At 62.1% G+C, this 10,992-nt stretch carries 9 protein-coding genes; 3 read left to right on the forward strand and 6 right to left on the reverse strand.

Going from position 1 to position 10,992, the window contains the following annotated elements; genetic code table 11:
• Nucleotides 1-144 precede the first annotated feature (144 nt).
• Nucleotides 145-1,551, forward strand: a complete 1,407-nt coding sequence (locus QP413_RS05670) for an NAD-dependent succinate-semialdehyde dehydrogenase (RefSeq protein ID WP_284781036.1) — start codon at nucleotides 145-147, stop codon at nucleotides 1,549-1,551.
• 77 nt (nucleotides 1,552-1,628) lie between these two features.
• Here the strand turns inward: QP413_RS05670 and QP413_RS05675 are convergent, their stop codons facing one another.
• The 5 genes from QP413_RS05675 to QP413_RS05695 all read right to left on the reverse strand — a co-directional run bounded on the left by QP413_RS05675 (nucleotide 1,629) and on the right by QP413_RS05695 (nucleotide 7,010).
• Complete coding sequence (locus QP413_RS05675) at nucleotides 1,629-2,918, reverse strand: D-serine ammonia-lyase (RefSeq protein WP_284781037.1); 1,290 nt, start codon at nucleotides 2,916-2,918, stop codon at nucleotides 1,629-1,631.
• A gap of 50 nt (nucleotides 2,919-2,968) precedes the next feature.
• Nucleotides 2,969-4,051: a phosphotransferase family protein gene (locus QP413_RS05680; RefSeq protein WP_284781038.1), complete on the reverse strand. Its 1,083-nt coding sequence runs from the start codon at nucleotides 4,049-4,051 to the stop codon at nucleotides 2,969-2,971.
• Between the two features lie 37 nt (nucleotides 4,052-4,088).
• Nucleotides 4,089-5,327, reverse strand: coding sequence for an acyl-CoA dehydrogenase family protein (locus QP413_RS05685; RefSeq protein WP_284781040.1), 1,239 nt, complete (start codon nucleotides 5,325-5,327; stop codon nucleotides 4,089-4,091).
• A 56-nt stretch (nucleotides 5,328-5,383) separates the two neighbouring features.
• Nucleotides 5,384-6,190 carry an SDR family oxidoreductase gene (locus QP413_RS05690; protein WP_284781041.1) on the reverse strand — a complete coding sequence of 269 codons (807 nt, stop codon included), beginning with the start codon at nucleotides 6,188-6,190 and terminating at the stop codon, nucleotides 5,384-5,386.
• A gap of 148 nt (nucleotides 6,191-6,338) precedes the next feature.
• Nucleotides 6,339-7,010: a TetR/AcrR family transcriptional regulator gene (locus QP413_RS05695; protein WP_284781042.1), complete on the reverse strand. Its 672-nt coding sequence runs from the start codon at nucleotides 7,008-7,010 to the stop codon at nucleotides 6,339-6,341.
• Nucleotides 7,011-7,067: 57 nt separating this feature from the next.
• Here QP413_RS05695 and QP413_RS05700 point away from each other — a divergent pair, with 57 nt between their 5' ends.
• Both QP413_RS05700 and QP413_RS05705 read left to right on the forward strand, forming a co-directional pair.
• A complete protein-coding gene (locus QP413_RS05700; protein ID WP_284781044.1) occupies nucleotides 7,068-7,883 on the forward strand; it encodes a histidine phosphatase family protein in 816 nt (271 codons plus the stop codon).
• Nucleotides 7,884-8,067: 184 nt separating this feature from the next.
• On the forward strand, nucleotides 8,068-9,705 hold the full coding sequence (locus QP413_RS05705; RefSeq protein WP_284781046.1) for an AMP-binding protein: 1,638 nt from the start codon (nucleotides 8,068-8,070) through the stop codon (nucleotides 9,703-9,705).
• A gap of 120 nt (nucleotides 9,706-9,825) precedes the next feature.
• Here the strand turns inward: QP413_RS05705 and QP413_RS05710 are convergent, their stop codons facing one another.
• Nucleotides 9,826-10,917: an alpha/beta hydrolase gene (locus QP413_RS05710; protein WP_284781047.1), complete on the reverse strand. Its 1,092-nt coding sequence runs from the start codon at nucleotides 10,915-10,917 to the stop codon at nucleotides 9,826-9,828.
• Nucleotides 10,918-10,992: the final 75 nt, after the last annotated feature.

Consider the following 10,992-nt stretch of genomic DNA (forward strand, 5'->3'; position numbering starts at 1 on the left):
TGCAATATCGGAATCAGACCCTTGAACCCCTCACCGCCTAGAATTAAACCAGTCCAACTTTCGGGGGCTAGTTCATTATACCGCGGGTCGGGGTTCTTGTTTTCGCCCCCTGACACGGCCGAATGCATCTGGTAGGCAGGGGCCATGAGCACTTTTGCATTGCAGAACCCAAGTACTGGCCAAGAAGAAGAGCAGTTCAACCGCATCGATGATGCCGACCGCGATGCAATTCTGGATCGCGCCACCGCCGCAGGCGAGCAGTGGCGCAAGACCCCCATCGCGCAGCGCGCGGACGTCCTGCGGAAGACCGCGAAGCTGTTCCAGGAGAACAAGAAGCAGCTGGCGGAACACATCGGGCGCGAGATGGGCAAGCTGACCCGCTGGGCCGAGGCGGAGATCGACATCGTCTCGGACATTTTCACCTGGTACGCCGAGCACGCCCACGAGCTCCTGGCAGATGAGCAGCTTTCCCAGCAGGGCGCACAGCAGACCTGGGTGCGCAAGGAGCCCCTGGGCGTGATTCTGGGCATCATGCCGTGGAACTTCCCCTACTACCAGGTCGCCCGCTGGGCAGCACCGAACCTGCTGCTGGGCAACACCCTGGTTCTGAAGCACGCTTCCATCTGCCCGCTGTCCTCCCAGGCTTGTCAGGACCTGCTGGAGCAGGCCGGGCTGCCGAAGGATGCTTTCATCAACGTGTACGCCTCCGGCTCCCAGATGGATGCCTTCGTGGCGGATAAGCGCGTGGCGGGTGTGTCCCTCACCGGCTCCGAGCAGGCTGGTGCCGCCGTGGCGAAGACCGCCGGCGAGCACTACAAGAAGTCCCTGCTGGAGCTGGGCGGCAACGACCCCTTCATCGTGCTCGACGATGAGAACCTGGACTGGGTGCTGGAGCAGTTCACCAAGATCCGCATGTACAACACCGGCCAGGCCTGTAACGCCCCGAAGCGCCTGATCGTCATGGATGAGTTCTATGACCGCACCGTCGAAACGCTGGAGAAGCGCATCGGCGAGATGAAGGTCGGCGCATTCGACGACGAGAACGCCGATGTCGGTCCGCTGTCCTCCATCGGTGCCCGCGATGAGATCGTCGAGCGCCTCGCCGAGGCGGAGAAGAACGGTGAAGCCACCATTCGCGTCGGTGGTAAGGCCATCGACCGCGAGGGCGCCTTCATGGAGCCGACCCTGCTGGTCGACGTGGACCCCAAGGCGGACGTTGGCTGCAACGAGATCTTCGGGCCCGTGGCGATCGTGTACCGCGCTAAGGACGCAGCGGAGGCCATCGAGATCGCGAACGATTCCGACTACGGCCTCTCCAGCTCCGTGTGGAGCACCGACCTGGACGCGGCCCGCGAGGTCGCCGAGCAGCTTCGCGACGGCATGACCTTCATCAACGAGCACGCTGTCACCGGGGCGGGCCTGCCCTTCGGCGGAATCGGTCGCTCCGGCTATGGCCGCGAGCTCGCTCGCTGGGGCGTTGGCGAGTTCGTCAACGAGCACCTCTACCGGGTGTCTGACCAGTCGAGCGCCGGTCTTTCGCCAGCGCTGTAATGGCTGAGTAATAACTCCATAGCGCAGTGGCCGCGGGTTCTTCCCGCGGCCACTTGCTTTATATGGGTGGGCTAACCCTATAGCAGGTCCTCGCCCCGGGTGATGTAGCTAGCCATCTCTTCCTCTGGCACCATCGCCCCGCCCGTGATCCATGCCAGGTGAGTGCCCGCCCGGCCGATGGTGCTGGGACCGAAGAAGCTGGTCGCGGAGCTCGGCTCGCACTGCACATCCTCGGAGCGGTCGAAGAGTGCCACGCCGCGGAACATGTTCTCGTCGCTGACGGTGTAGTAGCCGTCGATGAGGTACTGCATCCGCTCGCCGACGAATCCGGAGGGCCGCCCCACGGCAAGCCCATCGGCGGCGGTGACGTTGTCGATGCCGAAGTCCTGCACTGCCAGCTGGTCGTGGGCGCCGGTGTGCACCCCGATGAACATGGCGGGGGAGTGGGTGGGCTCGGCGAAGTAGCAGCGCGCCGCGTCGCCGAAGATGGCCTTGATGCCGAATGCGACACCACCCGGGCCACCGCCGACCCCGCAGGGCAGGTACACGTGGAGTGGTTCTTCCTCGGTGATCCGGACGTCCATGGCCTGCAGCTGGCCGGCCAGTCGCGCCCCGGCAACCGCGTAACCGAGGAAGAGGGAGACGGAGTTCTCGTCGTCCACGAAGTAGACGCTGTCGTCGTCCTCGGCGGCTCTGCGACCAGCAGCGACGGCGACGGAGTAGTCCTGCTCGTACTCCACAACCTCCACGCCGTGGGAGCGCAGCAGGTCCTTCTTCCACTGCCGGGCATCCGCGCTCATGTGGACCGCGGCCTGGAATCCCAGCTTGGCGCTCATGATGCCGATGGACAGCCCCAGGTTGCCGGTGGACCCCACGGCCACGCGGTGCTGGCCGAAGAGCTCGCGGGCCTCGGCGGAATCGAGGAGCCGGTAGTCGCTGTCCACGGTGATCAGGCCCTGCTCCAGTGCGAGGGTTTCGGCATGCTGGAGGACCTCGTAGATCCCGCCGCGGGCCTTGATCGACCCGGAGATCGGCAGGTGGGAGTCGAGCTTCGCCCACAGCTGCCCCTTGATCTGCTGCCCGGTGAGGTCCTCGATCGCTTCCTTCATTGCGGGCACGTGGCGGAGCGGGGATTCGATGATGCCAGCGCTGGGCGCGGTCTCCGGGAAGACCTGTTGCAGGTAGGGGGCGAAGCGCTTCAGCCGGTCCGCGGCGTCCTGGATCTGGTCCGGGCCGATCCCGACGTGCACCAGGCCCTCTTCGGCGCGGGGCAGGTCGGGCTTCAGCCACAGGGTCTCCTCGAGCGCGACGAGTCGCTCAAGGAGGGGGTAGTCGGTGATCCACTCTTGCGGGATTCGGGTTGCCATGGCGCCCAGTTTAGTGAGCTTGCCGGGCGTTCTCTGCCGAATGTCGCCGCCTAGCCAAGCCCGTACTCCCTCGCGGTCTGCTGCGCCTCGGCGACAATCCACTCCACCATCTCCTGGGTGGGGGCGCCTCCGGAGGCGCGGTTGCTGGGATTCTGCATGACGCGGCGCACCACGCCTTCGCAGATGATCGCAACTTTCCATAGCCCCAGGACGTGCCAAAAAGCCAATGCCTTTCTGTCCCGTCCTGTGGCGGAGAGATAGCGCTCGGCTAGTTCTTCACCCTTCGGGAATCCGTCGAGGAGGGGTGCTTCAAATCCAGGGAGGACCAGTCCGTCCTTAACCGGCCAGTAAGCCAGCATGGTTCCCACATCAGCGAGGGGATCTCCCAGTGTGGTGAGCTCCCAGTCGATGACGGCGTTGATGGTGCCGTCGTCTGGGTTGGCTATGACGTTGCCGACGTGTAGGTCGCCGTGCACCAGCACCGTTTCCTTCTGTTCCGGGGTGTGGTCCTCCAGGAGAGCCGTGAGTTTATCGAGCGCAGGTAATTCCCGCGTCTTGGTCTTATCCCACTGCCCGGACCAGCGCTTGAGCTGTCGTGGGGCGTAGGGGTCGTGGGATGCCAGCGTGTCCAGTCCGGTGGATGCGAGGTTGACGCCGTGGACGTGGATCATCGCGTCCAGCATGTTGGTGGCGATGTTGTGCCGGATGTCCAGTCCCAAAGGGGAAGCGGCTTCTGCAGAGCTAATGGTCACTCCGTCGACCATGCTCATCGCCACGACGGGGGCGTCGGAGATGGATTGACCGTGGTCGGCGAGCTCGTCGGTGCTGCCGTAGATCACCGGGACGGGCACCTCGGTGTCGTGAAGGGCCGCCATGATTTTTCCTTCGCGCACGACGTTGTGGGCGCTGGCGGCAAGTTTTCCCAGCGGCGGGCGGCGGACGATGCAGCGCGCGCCCGTGGTGTCTTCGACGAGAAACGTGAGGTTGGACTGCCCGTTTCCGACTCGTTCGAGCGAGATCTCATCACTCAACGGCGTGATGCGGGTAAGCCAGGCGCTGAGCTCGTCCATGTTGAACGGCGCAGTCGGGTTCTGCGTGGCTGAATTATGGCTGCCGGTTGTTGGGTCGTTCACCGTGGCTCCTTCGATAGGTCTGTGCTGTGCCGGGGTTCTACTTGTATTTGCGCAGTTCTTGTCGGGCGATGGTCATGCGATGGACCTCATCCGGGCCATCGGCCAGCCGGAGTGATCGCAGGCCAGCCCACATGTGAGCCAGCGGGGTATCGGAGGTCACACCCTCGCCACCGAATACTTGGATGGCTTCATCCACGATGCGGAGCGCGACCTGTGGGGCAGCAACCTTGATGGCAGCAATTTCCTGGCGAGCGGCCTTATTGCCGACCGTGTCCATCATCCAGGCGGCTTTCAAAGTCAATAGCCGGGCCTGCTCGATGTCGATGCGGGCGTTGGCGATGCGTTCTTGGATCGTGTCGCGCTCGGCCAGCGCTTTGCCGAAGGTGCTTCGAGACAAGGCTCGTTCGCACATCAGCTCGAGTGCGCGTTCTGCCATGCCGATGGCACGCATGCAGTGGTGAATCCGGCCTGGCCCCAAGCGGTCCTGGGAGATCCGAAAACCCGCTCCCTCCTCCAGGAGGATGTCGTGGTCGGGGACGAATACGTCCTTAAATTCCAGTTCGGCGTGGCCTTCGCGGTCGTGGAAGCCGAAGACGGGAAGGTCGCGCACGATGCGGACGCCGGGGGCGTCGGCGCGGACAACCAGCATGGACTGCTGGCGGTGGGGTTCAGCCTCTGGGCTGGTCTTGCCCATGACGATCAGCACCTTGAGGTTGGGTCGCATGCCGTTCGAGCTAAACCACTTCCGCCCGTTAAGTACATACCCATCGAGGGGCTTATTCGAGCCTTCCGCTGTGTAACCGGTAACCCGTTCCATGCGCATGGAAACATTGGTGGCATCTGAGGAGGCGACTCCGGGTTCGGTCATGGCGAACGCGGAGCGGATTTCACCGTCGAGCAGCGGATTCAGGTAGTCCCTGCGGTGGGCCTCGGTGCCGTAAAGCTCGAGAACCTCCATGTTCCCGGTGTCCGGGGCGTTGCAATTGCAGGCTTCGGGGCCAAGCTCGGGGGAGCGTCCCATGATTTCTGCCAATGGGGCGTAGTCAACGTTGCTCAAGCCCGGGCCGGTGCCGGCGTGGGGGTGGAAGAGGTTCCATAGGCCCTGCTTCTTGGCTTCGGCTTTGAGGTCTTCAAGGATCGCTGGGTGATGGTGCGGATCGCCGGAATCGGTCATCTGCTGGTGATAGATCGGCTCGGCCGGGTAGACGTGTTCATCCATGAAGCGCAGGAGTTTTTCCTGATACTCCTTGGAGCGTGCGCTGGGTGCGAAGTCCATATCTTTTCCTCGTTCTGGGCGGTTCGGTGGTGCTGTTGCTTGGGTGGGTGATGAACCTAGGGCTGGACGAGCATGCCGCCGTCGACGACGAGGTTTTCACCAATGAGCCAGGTTGTTGCTGGTGCTGCGAGGAAGGCGATGGCAGCGGCGATGTCTTCAGGCTCACCAATCCTTTGCGCGGGGGTGATAGCCGCGACGGCGTCTTCGTGTTCCTTCCACAGCGCTTCGGAGAGCTTGGTGCGTACCACGCCTGGGGCGATTGAGTTGACGTGGATGGTGGGGGCGAGCTCGTTGGCCATCTGGCGGGTCATGTGCAGGAGCGCGGCCTTGGTCCCGTTGTAGACGCCGAGCTTTGCTTCCTCGGTGAGGGCGCCGATGGAGGAGAGGTTGACGACCGCGCCCTTGCGGTCGGCTCCCATGCCTGCGTCCTTCGCGGCGGCGGTCCAGATGACGGGGCCGATGACGTTGACTTCGTAGGTCTTTGCCATGGCTTCGGGGCTCTGCTTGTGGATTGGTCCGTAGGCGGGGTTGGTTCCGGCGTTGTTAATCAGGACGTCAATGCTGCCGAATTCTTGAACGGTGGCCTCGCAGGTCCTTCGGGCTGCATCGGGATCTGCGACGTGGGCAGCGATTCCGATGACGCGACCGGCGTTGGGGTTCAGCTCGGCTGCTTCGGCCTGGATGGTGGCTGCGGCGGGTTCGACGGTTTCTTGTTTGCGGCCGGTGATCGTCACGTTCGCGCCGCTCGCAGCCAAGAGCCGAGCCGTGGCGTAGCCGATGCCACGGGTGCCGCCAGTCACGATTGCGTTGTGCCCGGAGTAGTCGTAGCTAATCGGCTTGTTTGCTGGGGTGTAGTGAGACATGAGGTTCCTACCTGCCGTTGTGCATAGTTTTGGCGAACAATGCTGATCGTAATGTGAATTGAATCACGATTCAATCCTTTTGCGAGATTTCGGCCTTGCCGATCTTCGAGGGGCCTTGGGTGGTGGGGGTCTGGCTCTTCAGGGTGCGCTAGAGGCCTAGGGTGCGAAACCAGATGTCATTGACGGTGCTGACGATGCGCTCAATAGTGCGCGCTTTATTTTTCTTGGTCGTGGCGCCACTGCCTGCCTCGTCGGCGCCGGGGATCATGTTTTCGACGAACACTGAGTAGCACAGTCGCGAGACCATGATGGACAAGCTGAGGGCGAGCATTTCGGCGTCCCGGTCGCTGGCGAGACGGCCATCGTCCTGCAATGACATGATGAGCCGTTGGTTGCGGGAGGTGAATCCCCGCGCCCGCGACGTGCGCAGTTTGTGCATTTCGGGATGGGTTTGCGAAACCTGCTCCATCAGGGCGAGTTCCGGGGCGTTGTCAGCGTAGCTTTCGATATAGGCGCGATTGGCGGCGCTGATGAGTTCGCGGGGGTCGTCGCTGGCTATCCTTCCGCTGGCGCTGCGCATCTCATGTTCAACTTGTTGCAGGACGGCCCTGAAGAGATCTTCGCGGTTCTCGAAGTATGTATACAGCGTTCCCGCTGCGCATCCGGCCTCTTTAGCAACATCGAGGAGCTTTGTCGCGGTGTAGCCGTCGCGGACAAAAACCTTCCGGGCCGCGGCGAGGATTTCCTCGCGCCGGGCGGCGGCTTTGGGGGAAAGCTTCTCAGTTTTCTGGAGTTGCTCCTGGGGTGGATGTGTGGCCATAGACTTGATCCTAAGGCACCTTAGGTTGCCCAATATCTCAGAAAGTTGAATTTTCGCATGACAGGAACGATCTACCTGCTCCGGCATGGCCAGGCGGATTCTGCTGCTGCAGGGCGGGGGCAATGGCAGCGGGGAATGGAGGAGCAATACGATCGCCTCACCCGCGTTGGGCATCGGCAGGCGCGGCTCGTGGCTGCGGAGCTGCAGCGAAGGCTCAAAGGGGGTGCAGCTCTTGTATCGGGACCCTTGCGTCGCCAGTGCGACACCTTGGTTCCGCTCTCGGAGTCTCTAAGCCTCAGTCCGACCGTCATGGAGGGGTGGTGCGAGTTCAACTCCGATTCTGTCGTGATGCCCTATCTTGACGAGCATCCGGAAGAGCGTGACCGCTTGGCAGAGGCTTATCGGCAGGCGGCAGACGGCGGGGATAGGGAGCTGCTCGTCGAGGGACATCGCCTGCTGGGGGTTGTGTTGGATCGGGCGCTGGATCGTTGGGTGGAGGCTCCGGAGTTTCAAGATTTCCGCAAGGAGGTGCTCGGTGCGTTCGCGGCCGTAGTGGATATCGCTCAAGGGCGGGATGTGGTTGTGGCGACGAGCGGTGGTCCGATCAGTGTGATTGTGTCTTCGCTCTTTGGTTCCAATTTCCGCCATCTGATTGGGCGCACCTACACCGCGTCTTTGACTGTGCTGAGGGTTCTCCCAGAGAGGTCGGGAGCTAATGCTGATGGGTGGGTTGGTGGTGCTCGTCAGCTGGAGGTAGCGCCGTTGGATAGAGGAGGCCGTGGCGCAGATGGGCTTACTCCGGTGCGTCTCGTGAGTTACAACGAACACTCGCATCTTTTCGACGGAGCGGAGCGCTTGCTTCACCTGCGATAGTCCGGACGGGGTCGCTGATGGGGTGACTGGAGCTGGGTGGTCGCCTGCGTGATTGTTTTTCGAGAAAAACATTTGCCAGGGAAAGGGGTTCTGCTAACCTCGCGCTTGTGACCTGAATCACGTTTCAGATTTCAAGTATGGGTCACGCTCCGCGGTTCGTTGATACGCCGAAAGGATTACCGCTATGCCCATCCCAAGTCCTTATCCAGACGTCACAATCCCACAGATTCCTCTTTATGACGCCATCTTCGGCGACTTGTCGGGTGGGGTAGCAAACAAAACGGCCCTCATCGACGGTCTGACCGGCGAGGAGATGACATTTCATGAGCTGAAGGCAAGCTACGAGCGCATGGCAGGCGCGCTCGCAGCACGCGGGATCAAGAAGGGGGACGTGGTTGCACTGCACTGCCCCAACCATGCGGCCTTCGTTATTTCCTACTTCGGCATTCTTCGATCCGGGGCCACGGTGACGACGCTAGGTTCCTTGGCGACTGCTGAGGATGCCGAAAAGCAGTTGCGGGCGTCGGGTGCAAAGATGTTGCTGACCACAGATCTGCTGGGCACCGCAGGAATGGAGGCTGCGCAGGCGAAGGGAATTCCAGTCGAGGGGATTATTAACCTCACCGATGCCGAGGCTGGGCTCAGGGCACTTCTCGGTGAAAATCACACTGCACCTGAGGTTGAAATCAACGTTGACGACGATATCGCTGTGTTGCCATTTTCTTCGGGCACCACAGGGGTCCCGAAGGGAGTGAAGCTGAGTCACCAGAACCTGGTTGCCAATCTCTTCCAGGTGGCTCCCTCAATGCAGCACAACGGCATGGCTGCCGGATCGGTGATTTGTGGTGTTCTCCCCTTCTTCCACATCTACGGCATGAACTGCCTGCTTGGTGCGGCCCTGTTCCAGCGTTGCACGATGGTCACGCTGCCGAAATTTGAGTTGGAATCCTTCTTGTCGGCACACGAGCGATTCAATATTGACTGCACCTTCATCGCCCCGCCGATCGCTGTTTTGCTCGCGAAGCATCCGGCGGTGGAGTCCTATGACCTGAGCTCTCTGCGCGCTATCCAGTCCGGAGCTGCTCCACTCGACAGGGAGCTCGCTATCGCGGTGCAGCAGCGACTCAACGTGGATATCTACCAGGGCTTTGGAATGACTGAAACCGCCCCGGTTACCCATAATTCTTTTGTCAATGTGACACCTCTCGAGTCCGTGGGCGCGCCAGTGCCAAATACCGAGGTCAAGATCGTTGATATCTCCAAGGATGATCTCCCGGAGATTCCCGCCCCAACGCAGCCAGGTGAACGGTCGGCGGTCGGTGAAATGTGGGTCCGGGGGCCGCAGGTCATGAAGGGCTACCTCAACAATGAGGAAGCTACCGCCCGAACCCTGTTGCCGGATGGCTGGCTACGTACTGGTGACATGGTCGCGGTGGATTCGGATGGCAATTGCTACGTTGTTGATCGCGCGAAGGAATTGATCAAGTACAAGGGTTACCAGGTGCCGCCGGCAGAGCTGGAAGCACTGCTTCTGGCCCGGGATGACATTTCTGATGCCGCAGTGGTCGGCTATGTGCGCGAGGAGGACGGCGAAGAGATTCCTCGAGCCTTCGTGGTTCCGCAGCAGGATTCCGCTGGCGTTCCGGCCGAGATCGACCCGGAAGAATTGAAGGCGTGGGTCGCGGAGCGGGTGGCACCGTATAAGAAGATCCGCATCGTGGAGTTTCTGGACGCTGTTCCAAAATCTGCCACCGGAAAGATCCTGCGGAAGGACCTGAAAAACCGTCCGCTCGATGCGCAGTTGGTGTCAGCTCCACAGTAGGCAGCAGAAATCGCTTTTGCTGGTTCCAGCTCTCGCAGTTTGTGCCCTATGGGTCCCCGGCCTTTTGGCCGGGGACTCTGTTCTTGTCGACGGCTTCGTGGGGGGGGTATTAGCGGTACCTCAGCGTTGGTGGCGCTGCGCCGTATCTTCCGCGACCTTCTCTGCCAGCCGCGCGATCGCCGCGTTGACCTCCTTCGGTGCCTCCAGAGGGAGCATGTGGCCCGCGTTGGTGACCTCGACCAGCTCCGCACCCGGCCACACATCGATGATTTTTTTGGCCTGTTCGCGCGAGGTGACGTCGTCGTTATCTCCGACAAGGACGACCCCGGGCAGACCGGAAAGATACGGGACGGCGTCGTACTCATCGTGCCCGCGCAGGTCGTCGAGGAAACCCAGGTACGTGTCCAACGGCGTTTCGTTGATCATGTAGGCGTGCAGATCAATGATCCGGCGGTTCGTGGGGCGGGAGAACACCGCGATCGCAAGGGCAGGGGCGATCAGTCCCGCGATCTTGTCGCGCAGCTTGCGCACCTGCTTCGGCGAGGCCTTCAGCAGCCCGGCCAGCCAACCGACAATGCGCAGGTTCAGCAGCTCTGGGATACCGTTCGCAGCGAAGCGGTCGATCGCGGTGGATACCTGCACGAGCCCCGCGATGCGCTGCCGCACGTCCTCCGGGGCATGTCGCAGCGTGGCGAACGCAATCTGCCCGCCGAGGGAGTGGCCGACGAGGATCAGCTTTCCGGCCGGCGCACGCTCGGCGAGAACGGCCAGGACGTCCTCCGCAGCCGTTTCCGTCGAACACAACGAGGGTGGCACCGCACCAGTCTTGCCGTGACCGCGCAGGTCGAGGGTGAGGAGACGCACGCCCGGCAGCTTCTTACGCAGTCCGCGGAACTGGCGGTACCAGGAGTCCGCGCCGAGGGTGAAGCCGTGGATGAACACGATCGTCAGCGGTTCCAAGTCGCCCGTCTCTGCAGTCGAGCCGTGGCCGGGGCCGACCTCGTACCAGTGCAAGGGGATGTCCGTGCCGTGGTCGGCGACGGTGAGGACGCCGGTGGCATCGAGGTTACGGATCCCCGGCCTGACCTGCCGCGGTGTGCTGGACTTCGGGAAGAGGCGGGCTTTCTTCTCCTCGACCCGGGAGCGGACCTCCGTGGCTAGGCTGCTCACGGAGTTGCGCGCAATGCGGGCGAGGTTTTTGGCGTGCTTCATGGGCCTTTGAACCTTATAGTGAGCGGATTGACCGCTTCAAGAATAGCGTGTGAGATTTCTCTACTTTTCAGCAAG

This window comes from Corynebacterium sp. UMB4614 (assembly GCF_030217065.1).
GTDB lineage: Bacteria > Actinomycetota > Actinomycetes > Mycobacteriales > Mycobacteriaceae > Corynebacterium.

Coding starts and splice junctions, on each gene's coding strand:
- QP413_RS05670 (WP_284781036.1), top strand. CDS start 145: ATGAGCACTTTTGCATTGCAGAACCCAAGTACTGGCCAAGAAGAAGAG.
- QP413_RS05685 (WP_284781040.1), bottom strand. CDS start 5,327: ATGGACTTCGCACCCAGCGCACGCTCCAAGGAGTATCAGGAAAAACTC.
- QP413_RS05705 (WP_284781046.1), top strand. CDS start 8,068: ATGCCCATCCCAAGTCCTTATCCAGACGTCACAATCCCACAGATTCCT.
- QP413_RS05690 (WP_284781041.1), bottom strand. CDS start 6,190: ATGTCTCACTACACCCCAGCAAACAAGCCGATTAGCTACGACTACTCC.
- QP413_RS05675 (WP_284781037.1), bottom strand. CDS start 2,918: ATGGCAACCCGAATCCCGCAAGAGTGGATCACCGACTACCCCCTCCTT.
- QP413_RS05695 (WP_284781042.1), bottom strand. CDS start 7,010: ATGGCCACACATCCACCCCAGGAGCAACTCCAGAAAACTGAGAAGCTT.
- QP413_RS05710 (WP_284781047.1), bottom strand. CDS start 10,917: ATGAAGCACGCCAAAAACCTCGCCCGCATTGCGCGCAACTCCGTGAGC.
- QP413_RS05700 (WP_284781044.1), top strand. CDS start 7,068: ATGACAGGAACGATCTACCTGCTCCGGCATGGCCAGGCGGATTCTGCT.